We start from the raw sequence: 18,666 nt of genomic DNA, 5'->3' as shown, positions 1-18,666 counted from the left end.
ATTCCAGACTACGCGGTGAAGCTAGGCGGGCGCTGGGAAGACGCAGTCGTGTCGTCCTCGATTTCCCTGGCCTGCACCGCAGGGATGGCCCAGTGGCCGCAGAGGCGGCCAACGCGGATTCGAATGTATCTTCGAAAACGCCATGGCGCTCGCCGAACGCCGTGGGAGAATCGCCGGGAAGGCTCCAGCCCTTGCTCTTCGGTGCGAAACTTCCTATGGTTCAGGTTATGGGGTACTCTCCCCACACTTGTTGGAGGCGCAGCGCGTCTCCGGTAAAGGACGGCACGTCATGTCGAGCAAATCCCCACGCAAGGGCGAAGCGAAAAAACCAGGCAAGAGCATCAAGGAAAAGCGCGCTGAGAAGCGGCTGAAGCACGCGGAGGTCGCTGTCGATCCGGTGCGCAAAGCTGCCAGATAACCACTGATTGGCACCGGTTCCCGCGCGCGGAGCCGGTAAATGAATCGAGTCCCTGCCTACGGCGAACGACGCCGGGCAGGGACTCGAGTATTTTAATTGCCGGTTTTCCGGGTGCCGCTTAGGGCAGCTGCGGGTCGACCTCGAAGTGCTCGGCGACCTGGGTGATGACCTCGTGGGCGCCCTGCAGCGACACCGAGGAGAGGAAGACCGAGTCGTCGACCTGCATGACCTCGCCTTCCAGCTTCTCCCACAACGGGTTGGAGGTGAACTTGTCTTCCTGGGCGCGCGACGCGTCGCCCTCGGCGCCTTCCGGGGCCCAGGTGGACTGGAAGATCACTTCGGCGTCGGCCTTCAGGATTTCCTCCGGCGACAGCGGAACGAAGATCGACTCGGTGGTATCCGGGGCATCCTCCGGGCGCGGAATGCCCATGTCCACCATGATCTCGCCGATGAACGAATCGGTGGCGTACAGGCGCGCGGTGTCCTCGCCGGCGAAACGCACCAGCGAGTAAGTGGTCTCGGGCTTCTTTGCCAGGATTTCCTTGCCCACCGCGGCGGCGCGGGCCTCGTAATCAGCCACGGCCGTTTCCGCCTGCTCCTTCTTGCCCAAGGCCTCGCCCAGCAGCACCACGTTTTCCTTCCAGGTTGGTCCGGTGGACTCGGAGAAGATGGTCGGGGCGATCTTGTTCAGCTGGTCGTACATGGCGCCCTGGCGCACGTCGGCGGAGATGATCACGTCCGGCTCGGTGGCCAGCAGCTTTTCCAGATCCGGTTCGGTGATGGTGCCGACGTTCACGGCTTCGTCGGTCAGCTCGGTGATGTCCCCGAGGTACTCGGGGAAGGGATTGTTGCCCTTGCGGTATTCGGTGTAGGCCACCAGCTCGGCTCCCAGCAGCATGGCGGCATCCACGTAGGAAGGGTCCAGTGCGGCGACGCGCAGCGGGCGTTCGGCCAGCTCGGTGGTGCCGCGGAAGTGCTTGATGGCCGCCGGGAAGCTGGAATCGGCTTCCGCGGTGGCGGCGGTTTCTGCCGGCTCGGTGCTCGGGGAGGAGCTGGCGCAGGAGGACAGGGCCAGGGCGGCCGCGGCCAGGGCGGCGCTCAGGGCGAGAATGCGGGGAGTGTGCATGCGAGTGCTTTCCATGAAGGTGATTGACTAATTAGCGCATGATGTATTTTTGCTTGCCCCACTTAGGCAAGGGTAAGCTTAGCGCGCGAGAAGAACAGTAGCATGGATCCGGCCGTCCTGGTCAAGGTCCTGCGACATCATTGCTTCGCATATCCTGCACGCACCCGCCGCGCACTCCGCGGCCCGAGAAAGGCCACCGACCATCGACCGCACCACTTCGCGCATCAGCTCGCTGCTGGCCCTGGCCGCCGGCGTGGGCGCCGCCATCGGGCTCAGCCTGTGGATCGGCAGCACCACCTCCAGCTTCGCCGAGCTGCGCCACGCGCTGCTGGCCCCCGACGGCCAGGTCAGCGACATCGCCATTCGCGAGATCCGCTGGCCGCGCACCGTTACCGCGCTGGCCGCCGGCGCCGCTTTGGGCATGGCCGGCACGCTGATCCAGGGCCACACCCGCAACCCGATAGCCGAACCCGGCCTGCTGGGCATCAACCAGGGCGCGGCCCTGGCCATCGTCTCGGTCGCCGCTTTCACCGGCCCGCTGCCGGCGTGGACCCAGGCGCTGCTGGCCCTGGGCGGAGCGCTGCTGGCGGCCCTGGTGGTCTTCGGCATCGGGCGCATCGACGGGCGCGGGGGATCGCCCATCACCTTGCTGCTGGTGGGCGCCGCGGTCACCGCGCTCTGCGCCGGAGTGGTGTCGGCCATCGTGCTGCTCAGCGAGGCCGCCCTGGAAACCCTGCGCTTCTGGCAGGTCGGCTCCGTGGTCCAAGGCTACGAATCCTTCTTGTCGCTGTGGCCGCTGCTGGTGGCCGGTACCGTGCTGGCGCTGGCCAATGCCCGCGGGCTGAACGCGCTGACCCTGGGCGAGGATTCCGCCCGCAGCCTCGGGGTCACCGCCCTGCATGCCCGCGGGCTGGGGCTGGCGGCGATCGTGGCACTGTCCGGGCTGGCGGTCACCCTGGCCGGGCCGATCGCCTTCCTGGGCCTGCTGGTACCGCATATTTCGCGGCGCATCTTCGGCGCCGACTACCGCTGGGTGATTCCCGGCTCGGCCCTGTGCGGCGCGCTGCTGCTGTGCGTGGCCGATGTGCTCGGCCGCATGCTGGCCCGCCCCGGGGAACTGCCCGTGGGCGTGGTCATCGCGCTGCTCGGCGCGCCCTTCTTCATCTACGTGGCCCGGCGCCGCAAGGCGGTCACCGTATGAGCGCCCCGGCGATCCGCACCCCCGCTTCCGCGGTGCGCGCCCGGCGCGCTGTGGCTACCGGCCTGATCCTGCTGGCCGTGGCCCTCGCGGCCTTCTGCCTGCACCTGGCCATCGGGGGCACCCCGATCGCGCTGGGCGATGTGGTGGCCACGCTCTTCGGCGCGGCCCCGGATCCGCGCACCGAGCTGTCGATCATCGAGTTCCGGCTGCCGCGCAGCGTGGCTGCGGTGCTGGCCGGGGCCGGCTTCGGAGTGGCCGGGGCGCTGACCCAGAACGTGGCGCGCAACCCGCTGGCCAGCCCCGACATCCTCGGGGTGACCAACGGCGCGGCCCTGGGCGCAGTGGCCGTGCTGGCCCTGAGCGTGCACGCCGGCGGGCGTTCGGAACTGCTGGTGCACTACGGGCTGCCCATTGCCGCCACCTTGGGCGGCTTGCTGGTCTCCGCCCTGGTCTTCGCGCTGGTCTGGCACAGTTCCCTGGAAAGCAACCGGCTGGTGCTGGTGGGCCTGGGCTTTTCCGGGCTGTGCGCCGCACTGACCTCCTGGATGCTGACCCTGGGAGAAATCTACAACGCCCAGCAGGCGCTGACCTGGCTGGCCGGGACCATCAACGCGATCTCCTGGGCCGACCTGGCCTTCGCGCCGGCGGTCATCGCGCTGGGACTGGCCGCGGCCGCGCTGCTGCGCAACCAGCGCGAGGTGCTGGCGCTGGATTCGGATACCTCCCGCGCGCTGGGCATGAACCTGGGGCGCGACCGGGTCCTGATGCTCGGCCTCGCCTCGCTGCTGGCCATCGCCGCGACCGTGATCGCCGGGCCGCTGGCCTTCGTTGCGCTGGCCAGCGGGCATGCCGCGCGGCTGGTGGCCCGCGGCACCATCCCGCCGGTGCCCCATGCCGCGCTGATCGGGGCGATCTTCGTGCTGCTGGCCGACCTGGTTGCGGCCCGGGCTTTCCCGGTGATCCTGCCCGCCGGGGTGGCCACCGCGGTGATTGGCGCCCCGTACCTGATCTTCCTGGTCATCCGCCAATCCAAGGTCCGCCAACGCGGCTAGCGGTTTATCCACAGTTGGCGATGGCTGCCAGCTCGGGCCTCTGGCCGCGCCCATGATGGGTCCATGGGCATCCACCAGCTAGCCGCAGCGATCCAGATCCTGCGCGAATCCATCACCGGGTCGCTCCCGCGCGGAGCGATCCAAGTGCTCCTTGAGCTGATGGCTTCCTGCTGCGCGCTGCTGGCCAAGCTCTCCTGCACCCTGCGCGAGTCCGATGACCCGCGGGTGGCGGCGGGGCATGCACGGCTGATTGAAACGCTCTACCGCTACACCCTGCGGGAGCAATTGCACTGCGCTATCCATCTCGAATCAACCGGCGCCCACCTGCTGGAAGACGATGAGCTGGCGGCCATTTCCGCATCGCGGACCAGCTACGACCGCCCCGCCCGCCAGCATTCAGGCCGCGCCCACTACCAGAACACCGGCGACTTCCTGGCCAGCTGGCTGGGGATCAACGCCCATGAGGGGCAGCACCGGGTGAATGACGCGCACCTGCTCATCGCCCGGCGCCTCATGGATGGCAGCACCGCCGCGCCGCGCTTGTCCCAGCTGGCCAGGCTCTACGCCGAAGCGCCGGACCTGGACCCGCGGCTGATTGCCCGCACGGCCCGCGCACTGGACAAATTCGAGCCGGCTGACACGAGCTTCCAAGGCCGGCCGCTGGAATCGTCCGCCCGCAATGAACAGGGCCAGCTGCTCGATCACCAAGCCGCGGCCCTGCTGCAGGAACCTGACCGTGCCACCCGCGAGACCCAGCTCGCGGCAATGCTTTCCGCTGAGCGCAAGGCCCGCAAGCAAACCAGGAACCCGGCACCCGGCATCTATCCGCGAGGCACCGTGGGCGACTGCGACAAGTACGAGCTCTACATCGCCGGGACCCAGCGCGAGGAATTCCGCTCCACCCTGGCCCAGGCCGATAACCCGCGTACCAAGGCAGGCAAAGCCGCCCGTGCCGCCAAATCCGGTTCAGGCGCTGCCCCTGATGATGGCCAGAACGCCTCAGAGGACCAGCAGGAAGCGGATCCCGGGGCAAATGCCGGGCAATCAGCCACCGACGACCTGTTCAGCAGCAAGGAACCACCACCGCCATGGGCCCAGGACGGGCACGGGGAGGAAGAATCCTTGTCCGGAGCGCAGCAACAACCTGACAAGCTTGTTGATGAGCAGGAAACGCGCGGCGCAGGCCGAGCAGGTGAAGGCCTCCAAACGTCCCTGCTGCTTGGCTATGGGGAGGTTCCGGTGGCCCAGCGCCGGCTCAACGCACTATTGGCCGCGCTGAGAGCGCGCACGGCAGGTGCCGCGCCCAATGGAATCATTCCAAGGATCGGCATCCATATCCAGTTGCGCGATCCGCAGGATCTTGGCGATCCGGCCAAGCTTCGCGCCACCTCCGACCACGGGGTGAAACTCGATTCCGCGGACACCGCACAGCTGATCTGCCAAGGCGAGATCTACCGGGTGGTCTTCGGACCCGATGGGCAACCGCTGGATGTAGGACGCAAGGAACGCTTCTTCACGGATGCAATGAAGCGCGCAATTTTCGCCCGCGACCGCGGATGCATCGTCCCGGGATGCACCGCACCGCCTGAAATGCTCGAATACCATCACGACAACTGGTGGGAACGTGGCGGGTGCACTTCATCGCGCAATGGCAGCTGCCTGTGTCGGAGGCACCACCATGCCATTCATGCAGGATTGCTGACCCTGGTTACCGTTGGGGGACTGGCTCACATCCTGCTGCCCAAGCACCTGGACCCGATGCAGGTACCGCGAAGAAACAGTGTTCCGGTGGCCGCCTGAGCACCCGGAGCCGCGAACTGCTGCACCTGCCGGCGTGGCCAAGATGCTATGGGCGCGAGAGCGCAACTTTCAGTCCGAACCCGATCAGCACTGTCCCGGTGATCCGGTCCATCCAGGACACCGACTTCGCGGAGCCCAGCCAGCGGCCAGCGATCCGAACCCCGTATACCAAGGCCACTGCCCACACCAGGGTCAGTGCAACATGCACCGCCGATAGCCCCATGCCCATGAATAGGGCGTTGGTGCCCGCCGGGGTGAACTGCGGGATCGCGGCGATATAGAAGACGCCGATCTTCGGGTTCAGCACGTTGGTCACCAGCCCGGTCAGGTAGGTTCGATACCTGCTGTGCGATACCGGGACATGGATCGTGGCCAACTGCTTGCCCCGCAGGCTCCGATGGATCATCTGCCCGCCCAGGAACACCAGATAGGCTGCGCCGGCATAGGCCAGCACCTGGTAGGCCAGGGATGAGGCGGCCAGAATTGCCGAAGCTCCCGCGGCCGCGGCCACACCCCAAACGAATACTCCCGTGCAGATCCCCAGCGCCGCCAGCAGCGCTTCACCGCGTCCCCGGGCAATGGCCGATCGCAGGATCAGCGCGGTATCGACACCCGGAATCAACGTCATCAGGGCGGCAACTATACTGAAACCCAGCAAGGCGGAAGCAACGGTCATGCACTCAATGCTAGAAGCTGCAGCTGGGCGCAGGCCCCAGGGTGAGCAAGCTCATGATCTTCGCCCGACGCGCGGGGCCAATTAGAGTTGGCCACCGCGCACGCTCTCTGGCATAATTGCAGGGTACTCGATTCGCAGTGGCCCCTCTCTCCGCTATGAGTCCTGTCCTTTTAGAATCCGACCAGTAAGGCCTGCCCCACAGGTGCTAAAAATTGGATTCGACCATGTTGAGAAACAGGAGACCACAAAAGTGGCCGTAAAGATTCGTCTGAAGCGCTTCGGTAAGATGCGCGCACCTTTCTACCGCGTTGTCGTCATGGACTCGCGCGCTAAGCGCGATGGCCGTGCCATCGAGGAGATCGGCAAGTACCACCCAACCGAGAACCCATCGGTTATCGAGATCGATTCGGATCGTGCACAGTACTGGCTGTCCGTTGGCGCTCAGCCAACCGAGCAGGTACACGCACTGCTGAAGATCACCGGTGACTGGCAGAAGTTCAAGGGCATCGATGGCCAGGAAGGCACCTACAAGGTTGCCGAGCCTAAGCCAGCATTCGTTGCTCCTGACAAGGGTTCGGTGATCCTCCCAGAGGCAATCACCAAGAAGGCTGAAAAGCCAGCTGCTGAAGAGGCAGAGGCCGAAGCTACCGAGGCTGAGTAACAGTGCTCGTTGACGCGCTAGACCACCTGGTACGCGGGGTTGTCGAGGAACCGGAAGACGTCAAGGTCGCCTTGAAGTCCACCCGCCGCGGCGACCTGCTCGAAGTACGTGTGAACCCTGAGGATCTAGGTCGTGTGATCGGACGCCAGGGACGCACCGCACGAGCACTGCGCACCGTAATGGCAGCGTTGGCCAAGGAGCCGGTACGTGTCGATGTAATCGACACCGACCGTCGCCGAGGCTAAGCAACTTAGAGGTCTGGCTTTTAAGTTGGCTTCGAAACGAAAGGAGTTTCCGTCCTAACTAGTGACGGAAACTCCTTTCGTGTTTACCCCTAGAATTTCCATTCCAGTCTCCCGGCACACGCCACGGAACACAGTGCAGAAAGAGCAGCAGACTATGCGATTGCAGGTTGCCCGCATCGGCAAGCCCCACGGCATCCGTGGCGAAGTCACCGCCCAGGTCATGACCGACACCCCGGAAGAGCGCTTCACCGCTGGCGAAGAACTCATCGTCGTCGACGGCCCGGTCAAGACGCTGACCATCGCCAATGCGCGCTGGAACAAGACCATCCTGCTGCTCTCCTTCAAGGAAATCGCCGACCGCAACCAGGCTGAAACCCTGCGCGGCGCGCGCCTTGAGATTGAAGTTTCCGATCAGCCGGAAGACGACTCGGACGAATGGTACGAGCATGAACTGCTGGACCTGAAGGTCATGCTCGATGGCGAGCAGGTCGGTACCATCACCGCACTGCGCACCAATCCCGCCCAGGACCTGCTGGTCTTCGAAGACGCTGACGGCCAGGAGATCTACCTCCCGTTCGTCGACGAATTCGTCCCGGAGATCGATCCGGAAGCCGGCATCGTAGTCATTACCCCGCCGGCAGGCCTGCTGACCTTGAACAGCGATGAAGACGGCAGCGACGAAGAGGGACAAAAGTAAGCCATGCGTCTTGACGTCATCTCGATTTTCCCTGAGTACCTCCAGCCACTCTCGCTTTCGCTGATCGGCCGCGCCGCCGAAGACGGCATCTTGGATCTGAACGTCACCAACCTGCGCGACTTCACTGCCGACAAGCATCGCAAGGTCGACGACACCCCGTACGGTGGCGGCGCCGGCATGGTGATGATGCCGGAACCATGGGGACAGGCACTGGACGCGGTGCGCCCAGCCGATGCTGGCGGCCCCAAGCCAACCCTGATTGTCCCTTCGCCTGCAGGCGCCGTCTTCAACCAGCAGATGGCCTACGACCTTGCCGAGGAAGAGCATCTGGTCTTCGCCTGCGGCCGCTATGAAGGCATCGATGAGCGCGTCATCGAATACGCGCACGAGAACTTCAACGTCATCCCCGTATCCATCGGCGATTACGTGCTCAACGGGGGAGAAGTGGCCGTGATGGTGATGGTGGAAGCCATCGCCCGGCTGATCCCAGGAGTCATCGGCAACCCGGAATCGCTGGTAGAAGAATCCCACTCGGATGTTCTGCTGGAATACCCGGTGTACACCAAGCCGGCCTCCTGGCGCGGCCGCGATGTCCCCGAGGTGCTGCTCGGTGGCAATCACCAGCGGGTGGGACGGTTCCGCCGCGATGAGCAGATCAAGCGCACCGCAGAGCGTCGCCCCGACCTGATCACGCAGCTGGATGCCGAGAGCCTGAACCGCAGGGACCGCGATGCCCTATGGCACAGCGGATTCGCGCTCGTTGACGGTGCCATAACCCCCAAGTCCGAATTGGACTGGGCTACCGGCGCTGGCACCGAGAGCGACTAAGAGTCCAAAATCACTCGAAAGCCATTTCGGGCAAACTCGCATCGGCTTCGCGGATACGGCATAATTGTTTCTTGGTGTGTTTTTGTTCGACTCCTGCCGCAGGGGGAAGTTCGAGCCACAGAAGACCACCGCACCGTTTGCTAGAGGCAATCGGTGGTACAACGTTCCGGGGATTTCACTGGTTTCGACCGGTGTCGGGCCCCGCTACGAGGATTCGGTGACCTGCGGCATTGATCCTAGGAGATGCACTATGCATATTCTTGACTCTGTTAACGCAGCCTCGCTGCGCTCCGACGTTCCAGCCTTCGGCCCAGGCGACACCCTGAAGGTTCACGTCAACATCATCGAAGGCAAGAACTCCCGTGTTCAGGTCTTCCAGGGCTACGTCCTTGGTCGCCAGGGCCAGGGTGTTGGCGAGACCTTCACCGTTCGCAAGGTTTCCTTCGGCACCGGTGTTGAGCGTACCTTCCCAGTTCACTCCCCAATCATCGAAAAGATTGAGGTTGTGACCAAGGGTGACGTTCGTCGTGCAAAGCTGTACTACATGCGCGATCGTCACGGCAAGGCTGCTCGCATCCGCGAGAAGCGCGACTTCAGCGCAAAGAAGTAATCTGCGTTCTTCAATGAACCGGATTGCACGCACTGAGCGGGCAACAATGAAGCGCCGGGCCTTTTCATGGGTCTGGCGCTTCGCTGTACTCGCCATCATTCTTGGTCTGCTGGCCACCATCGTCATTCGCGCCACCCTGATCGACGTCTTCCATATCGAGTCCAACTCCATGGAATCCACGCTCAATCCTGGCCAGAGCATCGCCGTAGATCGCCGCGCTTACTCGGATGCCGAACCGCAACGCGGAGACATCATCGTCTTCGATGGCCGCGGCTCGTTCCTGCCCTACGCCAAGGCCAGCTTCGCTGATGATCTGCTGGGGGCGTTCAGCCTCACCGGGAGCAGCAATAAGTACGTCAAGCGCGTCATTGGCGTTGGGGGAGACACCGTGGAATGCTGCAGCGCTGATGGGCGACTGCTCGTCAACGGCGAGCCTGCAGACGAGCAGTATATCTTCGCCGGGGATGCTCCGAGCGACCAGAAATTTTCCGTAGAAGTGCCAGTTGGCCGCTTGTGGGTCATGGGCGATCACCGCTCCACTTCCAAGGATTCGCGGGCATTGCTGGGCGCAAGCGGCGGCGGAATGATCAGCGTCGAGCGCGTCACCGGCAAAGCGACCGAGGTGATTTGGCCGCTCGATCAGCGTTCAGTAATCAGGTGACACGCCGTAGCAACCGGCGATTTTGATAGCGCCAGATGGGTAGAACTACCCATCTGGCGCTATTTTTCTAGGTTAATGGAATTAATTCGGATGGATTTCCATCCCACCCGATTTGCTGTGCAATTCGTGTGTAAATTTCGCGACAACACTCAGGATCCACCAAGCTGACTAGGGATTAGAAAGAGAAGTCCAATCTTAAACCAATACTACTGGCACGTAAGTTGTAACCAAGCTCGATGAGGGTAGAGCTATTTGACTAGGTGAAACGGGTTCTGGAATTTATATTTTTGTTGGATTCGATGGTTGAAAAGCTGTGTCGGAACCAAGTATTGTTTCATTTTGGTAACAACACCTGTGCTTACGCGCGCGCCCTTAGGTAAGGGGACGCGCGGGCACTCGCACCATAAATCTGGGAGAAGCATTAATGCCACATCCAAAAAAGAAGACTGCGCAACGCGGCATCGTTGCAGCAGCCGCGACCGCCTTGGTGGTCGGCTCTAGCTTCATGCCTGCCGCAGCGGCGCCAACGGCCTCCGAATCGCCGTCTGCGTCCGCTACGGCAAGCGAGAAGCCTTTGGCCAGCGAAACCGCTCTGGACACCGAGGGGCTCGACAAGGCTATTGAGAAGGACCTCAATAAGTCCGTTGAAGAGTACGTCAAGGACGGGGAGACCAGCGACGCTGCTTCCAAAGTCCGCGACGAACTGAATGCGAAAGGCATTGACGCCACTGCCTCGGTGAAGGACGGCAAAGCCGAGATCACCGTAAGCAAGAAGGACGCTGCCAAGGCCAAGGAGATCGTCCAGGCCAGTGCAGCTCCGGCTCCTATCGTGGTGACCGAAGTTGACTCGCAGGTCAAGACCGTAGACAAGGTCTACACCGAGCTCTTGGCCAACATCGAGCCGAAGGAACTGAAGCGCATCACCGCTATCCTTCAGACCAACGATGGCTTGAAGATCTATGCAAAGGGCTTCGACGAGAAGGAAGCTGCGGACGACCTGAAGTCCAAGTCCGCTGGCTCCCTGCCTGAGAAGCTGACCGTTGAGCAGTTCGTCAGCGAAGCTACGCACGTTGACGGTGTAGAAAGCTCGGGTGTTGCCAAGACCACCGCCGCAGAGGATATTTACGGCGCCTTGGGTTACGCAATGGACAAGTCCGGCGCACCTACTAGTAAGTCGACCGTCTGCTCGCTCGGATTCACCGCGTGGACCGCAGAGGGCGAAGATGCCATCATCTCGGCTGGGCACTGCTCGGAAGATGGCGCCACCAGGATTTTGGGCCTTGCCGAACAGTCGGTTCCAGGCCAATCGCCAACTCTGGGTGCCGAGCTGGGTACTTTTGGATTCAACCAGTTCGGTGGTCCGGGTAATTCGGGCCTATCCGCCGAAGAACTGGACTCCATGACCGAGGAAGAGTTCAATAACCTGGAACCAGGCACGGACATCTCGGTGATCGATAACATCAATCCTGCGCTGAACTTGCACGCTGCTGTGTCCGAATGGGCTGACGGCAAGGAACCTCGCGACGAAGTTATCAACGTGACTGGCACGACGAAGGCACTAGTTGGGTCGGAAGCTTGCTCTTCGGGTCGTACGACCGGTTGGAGCTGCTCCCCGATTATCGGTGAAGGCGTCTTCTTCGTTGGTGGCTCGGATAAGACCTACCGTTCAGTTGCTGGCTATGTCGCTGAAAATCCTGGCCAGAGCGTGCTTGACCAGGGTGACTCCGGTGGCCCAATGCTCGTAGGCAGCAAGGCGGCAGGCATCAACTCGGCCAACGCCGCAGGTGAAGACCTGAAGGAAAACACCGCTGATGACATCGCCATGTACACCTCGCTCGATGATGTCTTCGACAAGGGCTACATTGATGGCTACACGCTGAAATTCCATATCAATACCCCTGCCATCACGGTGGAAAACGGTACTGAAGTTGAACCTGGTGAAGCAATCACCGGTACCCTTGCCAATGCTCCGGCTGGCACCATCATCCGTGTGGTCGTTGACGGCAAGCTCTACAAGAAGGTTGAGCTGGACGCTAAAGGAAACTTCTCGTTCCCAGCCCCGGAAGAACCAGGAAAGTTTGCGTTCAGCGTTGTGGCCAAGAACGGCTTCAACACCTCTGAGCGGGTCAACGCCAACGTCGTGATCGTTGCTGCGCCGACTCCAACTCCAACCGAGGAACCAACCGAGGAACCGACTGAGGAGCCTACCGAGGAACCGACTGAGGAGCCTACCGAGGAACCCACTGAGGAGCCAACCGAGGAACCTACTGAGGAACCAACTACGGAGCCTTCCGAGGAACCAACTACTGAGCCTTCCGAGGAACCAACTACTGAGCCTTCCGAGAGCACCTCGCCATCGCCTTCCGAGGACGAAAGCGACAAGCCTTCCGAGAGCACCTCGCCATCGCCTTCCGAGGACGAAAGCGACAAGCCATCGGAGAGCACCTCTCCTTCCGCTTCGGAGGACGATAAGTCGGAAGCTCCGAAGGACCAGAAGGACGACGAGCCAAGCAAGTCTGCAACTCCAAAGGAAACTCCTAAGAAGGACGATCCTTTGGCGGATACCGGTTCGAACAGCGTTCCGCTGATCGCCGCCGGTGGCGCAATGGCCCTGGCCGGTGCGGCATTCCTGCTGTTCCGCCGCAACGCACGTCGCCACGGCTAAGGGATTCTGATCCGGCGGGACTGGGTCCTGCTGAAAATGCCCCGCTACTTGAGAACAAGTAGCGGGGCATTTTTACTTGGCACACATGTAGTTCCTTGGTTGCTCTACGATTTCGGCACTAGTCTCAAAGCTAAGATCGTTGCGGCAACGTGAATATCACCGAGGTGTAAATTATGAATTTCAACGCTAGAACTTCACGCACGCCAATCATGCTGGCCTCTACTGCCGCCATGGCTGCCCTATTGCTAACCGGCTGTGGTCAGGGAACTGATCCAGGTGCGCAGGCTACGGCCAGCGCCACGGCATCGGAACCCTCGCAGCAAACAGAAAACTCGAGCGGGAACACCGTGGACCAAGACGCATTGCTCCAGACTAATGACCAGCTCTCCGAAGCCTTGGGCGATGAATACGTCCAGGGTTGGATCAAGGACGGGCAGCTGAACGTTTCGACGACCAGCGAAGAGCAGCTATCCGTTATTGAAGAAGCCGGGGCTATCGGGCACCTAGTCCAATTCAGCAGCGAGGAGCTTCGTTCGGCGATTTCCGAAATCATGAAGTGGCAGGGCAAGCAGGAAAACCCCGTGCGCACTGCCATCCATGCATACACGCTGAATCCTGAAACGGGCGGCATCACCCTGTCGGTGGATAAGAGCCAGCTGGACGAAGTCCAAAAGCTGATTGAAGCTGAGAAGCCCATCGGCGAAATCCCCGTGGACTACAAGCAGAGCGGTGGCATCATGTCGCCTGCTGCCACCCAGTAGCCCGCAGTCCGCTTGAACGGACGCACCAATGGCCAGGCCCGGCGACGGACCTGGCCATTGGTGCGTTTCTGGGCAACTGGCCGTGGCTATGCAATGATCCGCTGCGCCTGGCAAGACACGTAAGATGGGGATTACACGCGACAATGGAAGGTACTAATCGAATCGTGAGCGCAGCATCAGCAGAGACTCCTCCAAGCAGGGGACCCCTATACAAAATATGGCGCTTCGTCCGCGAGATTGTCATCATCATCGCGATCGCGCTGTTGCTCTCGTTCGTGATCAAGACCTTCTTCTTCCGTGCCTACTACATCCCATCAGGCTCCATGGAGCATACCCTCGAGGTCAACGACCGGATTTTCGCCAACCTCATGGTTCCCGGGCCGTTCGAGTTGGAACGTGGCGACGTCGTCGTCTTCCGCGATGACCAGGAATGGCTGCCACCGCTGACCGAGTACCCCACCGCGTTCCAGAATGCGCTCTCCTTTGTCGGCGTGCTGCCAGCGGCTGATGAGCAGTACCTGGTCAAGCGCATCATCGGCATGCCCGGTGACACCGTGGAGTGCTGCACCGCGGAAGGTGCCATCACGATCAACGGCGAGCCCATTGACGAGCCGTACATCTTTGACGGCGACAGCCCGTCAGACATGGAATTCAAGGCGACCGTCCCAGAAGGAAAAATCTGGGTGATGGGTGATCACCGAGGTGCCAGCGCGGATTCCCGCTTCCACGCCGATCGCCAGGGCGGTTTCGTCGACCTCGAATCCGTCCAGGGCCGCGCTTCGGTGATCTCTTGGCCAACCTCGCGCTGGGGCATCGTCGACTCGCACGAAGAAGTCTTCGCCAACGTCCCGCACGCAGTGGCGAAGTAGGGGCACCGCCCATGGCCGTTTTGAAGAGCAAGGCAACCACGCTAGAACATGAGCGCGCCTTGGCAACCAAGCATGGGTTCCGCTATATCGCAGCGGTCGATGAGGTGGGACGCGGCGCCTTGGCTGGTCCGATTACCGTCGGCATGACGGTAATAGATATTGAGCAGGTCACGGAGTTCCCAGCGCTGCGCGACTCCAAGCTGCTGAGCCCGGAAACCCGTACGGAACTGGTCGATCCCGTTCGCCAGTGGGCCGTGGGCTATGGCGTCGGGCATGCCTCTGCGGCTGAAATCGATGAGCTGGGAGTTACTGGCGCCCTGCGCCTGGCCGGATCGCGGGCCATGGAGCTGTGCGCGGTACAGCCCGAGGCGGCGCTTCTGGATGGCAGCTACGACTGGCTGACCGCACCGGAACCGGATCTCTTCGACATCCTGGCCGATGACCGCGAACCCGTGGGCCTGCACATCCCGGTGACGACCATCATCAAAGGCGACATGACCTGCCAGGCGATCGCTGGAGCTTCCATCCTGGCCAAGGTCGAACGCGATGGAATCATGGTTGATCTGGCCACCGAGCATCCGGCCTTCGGCTGGGAGATCAACAAGGGGTATGCCACCGCTGCGCATCGTGCCGCGATCGTTGCGCAGGGTCCCTGCGACTACCACCGCAAGAGCTGGAACTTGACTTCGGGTGCTGATCAGGCCCAAGGTGAAGCCACGACAAGGAAAGCAAAGTGATGGCTGCCGACGACCTGGAAAACTACGAGTCCGACATGGAACTGCAGCTATACCGCGAGTACAAGACCGTGGTGGGGCTGTTCAATTACGTGGTCGAGACCGAGCGCCGCTTCTACCTGGCCAACCAAGTGGACGTGAAGACCCTGTCCAACGCCGGGGAAGTGTACTTCGAGTTGAACCTCACCGACGCGTGGGTCTGGGACATCTACCGGCAAGGGCGCTTCGTGAAGTCCGTCAAAGTGCTGACCTTCAAGGACGTCAACGTCGAAGAACTGAACCCTGACGAGTTCCAGATCCCGAAGGATGGGCTGGGCTCCTAGCGCGAGGCACTGCGGCATTCGATCGCCGGCTCTGTTCGTGGAACAGAGCCGGCGATCTCGCTTAAAGCGAATTGTCCACATTCCGCGGCGGGCGCCGCCGCTGTGGACCATAATTCTCCGACGATGTTTCCATTACGGATCGCAGACATCGAGGAGCAAACATGCAGACCGCGAAGCAACGCCTAGGGACCGATGGCGAACAAGCTGCCGCCGCATTTCTCACCGGGCAGCACTACGAAATTCTCGATCGCAATTGGAGATGCCCAGCAGGGGAGCTGGACCTGGTGGCAAGAGCCGGCAACGGCCAGATCACCGCCGTCGAAGTCAAAACGAGGTCCTCGCAACGCTATGGATCGGGCTTCGAGGCGATCAGCGCGGCAAAATTCTGCCGGCTCAACAGGCTGCTGATTTCCTGGGCCCAATGCCATCGCATGTTTCTCGCCGAACTTCGCGTGGACATCGTCGAGGTCTATCTGACAGCAACAGGGTTCGAATGCCGGCTGCATGAGAACGTGCGCTCATGAGCACCGCCCGGACCAGCGCAGTGGCCCTGCACGGGGTCAGCGCCTCACTGGTGGAAGTCGAGGCCGACCTCGGCAACGGCATTCCCGGATTCGTCCTGCTGGGCTTGCCCGATGCATCTTTGAGCGAGGCCCGCGAACGAATCAAAGCCGCGGCTAGGAACTCAGGGATTCCTCTGGCAAACCGGAAACTGACGGTCAATCTTTCGCCAGCCACACTGCCCAAGTATGGATCAGCTTTCGATCTGGCCATCGTCATCGCCGCCTTGGCCGCTGATCAACAGCTGTTCGCGTCACCGAGCACGCTGTACATGGCGGAACTCGGCTTGGATGGCACCTTGCGGCCAGTACCCGGGGTGCTGCCAGCGGTGCAGCTGGCCAAGGTCCATGGTCTTGACCGGGTGATCGTGGCCGAGGCTAACGGGGCAGAAGCGAGGCTGGTGCATGGAATCGAGGTCATGGCGCTACGCCATCTGGGACAGGTCCTCACCTGCTGCGGAGCCCCAGCCGAACAGGTCACCACTTACCTGCGCCACCGGCAGCCGCAGGCGCCCACCGAATCTGCCGGCCCTTCCGAAGGAACTGCTGCCTCGGGCGATGCGGACCTGGGCCTGGTCAACGGGCAGCAGGAAGCTCGGCTCGCCTTGGAACTGGCCGCAGCCGGCGGGCACCACCTGATCATGGTCGGACCGGCCGGCGCCGGCAAAACCATGCTGGCCAAGTGCCTGCCATCGATTCTGCCGCCACTTGATGACTTGCAAGCACTTGAAGCCACCGCGGTCCATTCCATTACTCGGGGCGGATCCGGGGAATTGGACCAGCTGCAACGCACCCCGCCTTTCGTGGCGCCGCACCACACCGCGTCCCGCTCAGCCCTGATTGGCGGCGGAACCGCACAACTCATTCCCGGGGCCATTACCCGCGCGCACCAGGGCATTCTATTCCTCGATGAAGCAGCGCAATTCCAAACCGGTGTACTTGATGCGCTTCGCCAACCGATCGAGGAAGGCTATATCAACCTCGCGCGGATACGCGGCCACCAGCGGCTACCGGCCCGTTTCCAACTCATCATGGCCGCCAATCCGTGTCCCTGCGGAAAAAACTTCGGCACCGGTACCGGGTGCACCTGTACGCCCATGGCCCGCCGGCGCTATTTCGCCCGGCTTTCAGGACCCATCCTCGACCGTGTGGATCTGCAAGTCAGAGTCAATCCGGTAGCGCAGGCACAGCTTCTTAGCGGAGTACCAAATGAATCCAGTGCACAGGTGCGTGAACGCGTCTTGGCCACCCGGGCACGCAGCAAGGAGCGGCTGGGAAAGTTCTCTATTGCTTGCAACGCGCAAATACCAACTCAGATCCTCAGGAATGAACTGGAATACTCGGCCAAGACCCGGGCGGCGCTTGAACAACTCGCCACACGACGCGGGCTCTCTGCGCGTGCCATCCACCGCCTCCTGCGGGTCGCGTGGACGGTTGCAGACCAGCAAGGGCATGCAGCACCGACCGAGGATGATCTGGCCATCGCCGCTCACCTTCGCCAGAACTTGGAAAATAGCTAGGTAAGGCCATGACTTTCAACGATGTGAACACTGCCGGAAAAGCTTCGGCTCCAACCAGCCAGGAGCGCCGGGTCTACGCCCATCTGAACCAACTTATCGAGCCCAACGACTATGTGGCCACGGCCTTGCTGGAATTGATGAGCCCACAGGAACTGCTGCGCCTGATCCAGCGGGAGGATTTCTATCCGGCCGCGCTCAAAGCGCCGGTCGACGGAATCCTCGGATTCCACCCGCCCGGGGATGGCGCACAAGACTTGAGGGTAGCCTTGGCCCGATGGAGAAAGCGCCTGTCGCTGAGCAACCCGGCGGGAGCCTTGGATGCCGCTGCGCGCGCGGGTGGCGGATTGCTGATCCCGGACGATGCTTCGTGGCCGCGACAGCTAGCCGACCTGGAACTGGGACGTCCCCTGTGCCTGTGGTGGCGTTCAGCGAACCCGCAATTGCTCGACGGCCAAGAGCTGGCGCGCAGCGTGTCCATCGTCGGCTCCCGCGATGCCAGTGACTACGGTGATCAAGTCACCTTCGATCTTGGCCGGACCCTGGCCTTGAACGGGTACACCATTGTCTCGGGTGGCGCTTACGGCATTGACGCCAGCGCGCACCGGGCCGCTCTGAGCGTGGACGATTGGCAGCATCCGAACCCGCCAACGATCACGGTTATGGCTGGCGGCATCGATCGGCTCTACCCTTCGGGCAACAGCAACCTGCTCAACCAGATTGTTGCTCGCGGCGTGCTGATCTCAGAGGTGCCTCCCGGAACCACATCAGCACGCTTCCGCTTCCTGAACCGCAACCGGCTGATCGCGGCATTGAGCAGGCTGGTTATCGTCAGCGAAGCGCGCCACCGCTCAGGAGCGCTGAACACCGCCAGCCATGCAGTCGAGTTGGGACGCGATGTAGCGGCCGTTCCCGGAAGCGTTTTCGCGCCCAACTCCGCAGGGTGCCACCGATTGATTGCAGAAGGCAGTGCGGCCTTGCTCGCCAGCCCGCAAGATGCGCTGGGCCTGGTTGGCCACCACTGCCAAGCAGAGCCGCGGAGTGCCAAAGTTCAGCAACGACCGACGGACATCCTGGGTAGGGACGAAGCAATGGTGTACGACATCATGTCCTTCACCAAAGGATTGCTGGTCGATGAGATCTCTGCCCGCAGCGGGGTGCCGCTGATCCAGACGCTACGCGCCATCAACCGATTGGAGACACTGCAAATGGCTGCCACCGATGGCCTGGCATGGAAGTTGGTGCGCCAAAACTGACCGGTG

The 18,666-nt window shown here is 62.1% G+C and carries 20 protein-coding genes; 18 read left to right on the top strand and 2 right to left on the bottom strand.

Annotated elements, in window-relative coordinates:
- Positions 1 to 289 precede the first annotated feature (289 nt).
- Complete coding sequence (locus ACIOU9_RS05755) at positions 290 to 418, top strand: hypothetical protein (RefSeq protein ID WP_286134218.1); 129 nt, start codon at positions 290 to 292, stop codon at positions 416 to 418.
- 118 nt (positions 419 to 536) lie between these two features.
- On the opposite strand, the gene ACIOU9_RS05750 is transcribed toward ACIOU9_RS05755, so the two are convergent.
- Positions 537 to 1,544, bottom strand: a complete 1,008-nt coding sequence (locus tag ACIOU9_RS05750; RefSeq protein ID WP_402696237.1) for an ABC transporter substrate-binding protein — start codon at positions 1,542 to 1,544, stop codon at positions 537 to 539.
- A gap of 253 nt (positions 1,545 to 1,797) precedes the next feature.
- On the opposite strand from ACIOU9_RS05750, the gene ACIOU9_RS05745 reads away from it, so the two are divergent.
- From ACIOU9_RS05745 to ACIOU9_RS05735, 3 genes are all read left to right on the top strand, one after another.
- Positions 1,798 to 2,745: an iron ABC transporter permease gene (locus ACIOU9_RS05745; RefSeq protein WP_286134219.1), complete on the top strand. Its 948-nt coding sequence runs from the start codon at positions 1,798 to 1,800 to the stop codon at positions 2,743 to 2,745.
- A complete protein-coding gene (locus tag ACIOU9_RS05740) occupies positions 2,742 to 3,797 on the top strand; it encodes an iron chelate uptake ABC transporter family permease subunit (protein ID WP_105657727.1) in 1,056 nt (351 codons plus the stop codon). Before ACIOU9_RS05745 ends, ACIOU9_RS05740 begins: the two co-directional genes overlap by 4 nt.
- A gap of 63 nt (positions 3,798 to 3,860) precedes the next feature.
- Complete coding sequence (locus tag ACIOU9_RS05735) at positions 3,861 to 5,597, top strand: HNH endonuclease signature motif containing protein (RefSeq protein ID WP_402696236.1); 1,737 nt, start codon at positions 3,861 to 3,863, stop codon at positions 5,595 to 5,597.
- A gap of 46 nt (positions 5,598 to 5,643) precedes the next feature.
- On the opposite strand, the gene ACIOU9_RS05730 is transcribed toward ACIOU9_RS05735, so the two are convergent.
- Entirely contained in the window at positions 5,644 to 6,273 is a 630-nt protein-coding gene (locus ACIOU9_RS05730) for a LysE family translocator (protein ID WP_105661208.1), read from the bottom strand.
- Between the two features lie 250 nt (positions 6,274 to 6,523).
- Here ACIOU9_RS05730 and rpsP point away from each other — a divergent pair, with 250 nt between their 5' ends.
- From rpsP to dprA, 14 genes are all read left to right on the top strand, one after another.
- The gene (gene rpsP, locus ACIOU9_RS05725) at positions 6,524 to 6,934 is read left to right on the top strand and encodes a 30S ribosomal protein S16 (RefSeq protein WP_105657730.1); all 411 of its coding nucleotides are present in this window, start codon (positions 6,524 to 6,526) and stop codon (positions 6,932 to 6,934) included.
- Positions 6,935 to 6,936: 2 nt separating this feature from the next.
- On the top strand, positions 6,937 to 7,179 hold the full coding sequence (locus ACIOU9_RS05720; RefSeq protein WP_038991490.1) for an RNA-binding protein: 243 nt from the start codon (positions 6,937 to 6,939) through the stop codon (positions 7,177 to 7,179).
- A gap of 154 nt (positions 7,180 to 7,333) precedes the next feature.
- Positions 7,334 to 7,876: a ribosome maturation factor RimM gene (gene rimM / locus ACIOU9_RS05715; protein WP_133833441.1), complete on the top strand. Its 543-nt coding sequence runs from the start codon at positions 7,334 to 7,336 to the stop codon at positions 7,874 to 7,876.
- 3 nt (positions 7,877 to 7,879) lie between these two features.
- The gene (trmD, locus tag ACIOU9_RS05710; protein WP_105657732.1) at positions 7,880 to 8,704 is read left to right on the top strand and encodes a tRNA (guanosine(37)-N1)-methyltransferase TrmD; all 825 of its coding nucleotides are present in this window, start codon (positions 7,880 to 7,882) and stop codon (positions 8,702 to 8,704) included.
- Positions 8,705 to 8,954: 250 nt separating this feature from the next.
- Positions 8,955 to 9,314: a 50S ribosomal protein L19 gene (gene rplS / locus ACIOU9_RS05705; RefSeq protein ID WP_133833440.1), complete on the top strand. Its 360-nt coding sequence runs from the start codon at positions 8,955 to 8,957 to the stop codon at positions 9,312 to 9,314.
- Between the two features lie 13 nt (positions 9,315 to 9,327).
- Entirely contained in the window at positions 9,328 to 9,975 is a 648-nt protein-coding gene (gene lepB, locus ACIOU9_RS05700) for a signal peptidase I (RefSeq protein WP_133833439.1), read from the top strand.
- Between the two features lie 424 nt (positions 9,976 to 10,399).
- Positions 10,400 to 12,640, top strand: coding sequence for a S1 family peptidase (locus ACIOU9_RS05695; RefSeq protein ID WP_402696233.1), 2,241 nt, complete (start codon positions 10,400 to 10,402; stop codon positions 12,638 to 12,640).
- 173 nt (positions 12,641 to 12,813) lie between these two features.
- Positions 12,814 to 13,401, top strand: coding sequence for a hypothetical protein (locus tag ACIOU9_RS05690; protein ID WP_133833437.1), 588 nt, complete (start codon positions 12,814 to 12,816; stop codon positions 13,399 to 13,401).
- 164 nt (positions 13,402 to 13,565) lie between these two features.
- Positions 13,566 to 14,270 carry a signal peptidase I gene (lepB, locus tag ACIOU9_RS05685; protein ID WP_286134539.1) on the top strand — a complete coding sequence of 235 codons (705 nt, stop codon included), beginning with the start codon at positions 13,566 to 13,568 and terminating at the stop codon, positions 14,268 to 14,270.
- An 11-nt stretch (positions 14,271 to 14,281) separates the two neighbouring features.
- Complete coding sequence (locus tag ACIOU9_RS05680; protein ID WP_133833436.1) at positions 14,282 to 15,007, top strand: ribonuclease HII; 726 nt, start codon at positions 14,282 to 14,284, stop codon at positions 15,005 to 15,007.
- Positions 15,007 to 15,327, top strand: coding sequence for a DUF2469 domain-containing protein (locus ACIOU9_RS05675; protein WP_105657739.1), 321 nt, complete (start codon positions 15,007 to 15,009; stop codon positions 15,325 to 15,327). Before ACIOU9_RS05680 ends, ACIOU9_RS05675 begins: the two co-directional genes overlap by 1 nt.
- A gap of 161 nt (positions 15,328 to 15,488) precedes the next feature.
- Complete coding sequence (locus ACIOU9_RS05670) at positions 15,489 to 15,851, top strand: YraN family protein (RefSeq protein ID WP_133833435.1); 363 nt, start codon at positions 15,489 to 15,491, stop codon at positions 15,849 to 15,851.
- Positions 15,848 to 17,407, top strand: a complete 1,560-nt coding sequence (locus ACIOU9_RS05665) for a YifB family Mg chelatase-like AAA ATPase (RefSeq protein ID WP_133833434.1) — start codon at positions 15,848 to 15,850, stop codon at positions 17,405 to 17,407. Before ACIOU9_RS05670 ends, ACIOU9_RS05665 begins: the two co-directional genes overlap by 4 nt.
- 8 nt (positions 17,408 to 17,415) lie before the next feature.
- Positions 17,416 to 18,660 carry a DNA-processing protein DprA gene (dprA, locus tag ACIOU9_RS05660; RefSeq protein ID WP_332728401.1) on the top strand — a complete coding sequence of 415 codons (1,245 nt, stop codon included), beginning with the start codon at positions 17,416 to 17,418 and terminating at the stop codon, positions 18,658 to 18,660.
- The last annotated feature ends 6 nt before the right edge of the window (positions 18,661 to 18,666 follow it).

The organism is Glutamicibacter sp. NPDC087583, from assembly GCF_044743685.1.
Taxonomy (GTDB): Bacteria; Actinomycetota; Actinomycetes; order Actinomycetales; family Micrococcaceae; genus Glutamicibacter.
Note: the sequence above shows the minus strand (reverse complement) of the source record. Positions and strands in the feature narration are given on the sequence as shown.

Excerpts from the sequence above, each read along its gene's own strand:
- ACIOU9_RS05755 (WP_286134218.1), top strand. The coding sequence starts at position 290 with ATGTCGAGCAAATCCCCACGCAAGGGCGAAGCGAAAAAACCAGGCAAG.
- ACIOU9_RS05750 (WP_402696237.1), bottom strand. The coding sequence starts at position 1,544 with ATGCACACTCCCCGCATTCTCGCCCTGAGCGCCGCCCTGGCCGCGGCC.
- ACIOU9_RS05740 (WP_105657727.1), top strand. The coding sequence starts at position 2,742 with ATGAGCGCCCCGGCGATCCGCACCCCCGCTTCCGCGGTGCGCGCCCGG.
- ACIOU9_RS05735 (WP_402696236.1), top strand. The coding sequence starts at position 3,861 with ATGGGCATCCACCAGCTAGCCGCAGCGATCCAGATCCTGCGCGAATCC.
- ACIOU9_RS05730 (WP_105661208.1), bottom strand. The coding sequence starts at position 6,273 with ATGACCGTTGCTTCCGCCTTGCTGGGTTTCAGTATAGTTGCCGCCCTG.
- rimM (WP_133833441.1), top strand. The coding sequence starts at position 7,334 with ATGCGATTGCAGGTTGCCCGCATCGGCAAGCCCCACGGCATCCGTGGC.
- trmD (WP_105657732.1), top strand. The coding sequence starts at position 7,880 with ATGCGTCTTGACGTCATCTCGATTTTCCCTGAGTACCTCCAGCCACTC.
- rplS (WP_133833440.1), top strand. The coding sequence starts at position 8,955 with ATGCATATTCTTGACTCTGTTAACGCAGCCTCGCTGCGCTCCGACGTT.
- lepB (WP_133833439.1), top strand. The coding sequence starts at position 9,328 with ATGAACCGGATTGCACGCACTGAGCGGGCAACAATGAAGCGCCGGGCC.
- ACIOU9_RS05695 (WP_402696233.1), top strand. The coding sequence starts at position 10,400 with ATGCCACATCCAAAAAAGAAGACTGCGCAACGCGGCATCGTTGCAGCA.
- ACIOU9_RS05690 (WP_133833437.1), top strand. The coding sequence starts at position 12,814 with ATGAATTTCAACGCTAGAACTTCACGCACGCCAATCATGCTGGCCTCT.
- ACIOU9_RS05680 (WP_133833436.1), top strand. The coding sequence starts at position 14,282 with ATGGCCGTTTTGAAGAGCAAGGCAACCACGCTAGAACATGAGCGCGCC.
- ACIOU9_RS05675 (WP_105657739.1), top strand. The coding sequence starts at position 15,007 with ATGGCTGCCGACGACCTGGAAAACTACGAGTCCGACATGGAACTGCAG.
- ACIOU9_RS05670 (WP_133833435.1), top strand. The coding sequence starts at position 15,489 with ATGCAGACCGCGAAGCAACGCCTAGGGACCGATGGCGAACAAGCTGCC.
- ACIOU9_RS05665 (WP_133833434.1), top strand. The coding sequence starts at position 15,848 with ATGAGCACCGCCCGGACCAGCGCAGTGGCCCTGCACGGGGTCAGCGCC.
- dprA (WP_332728401.1), top strand. The coding sequence starts at position 17,416 with ATGACTTTCAACGATGTGAACACTGCCGGAAAAGCTTCGGCTCCAACC.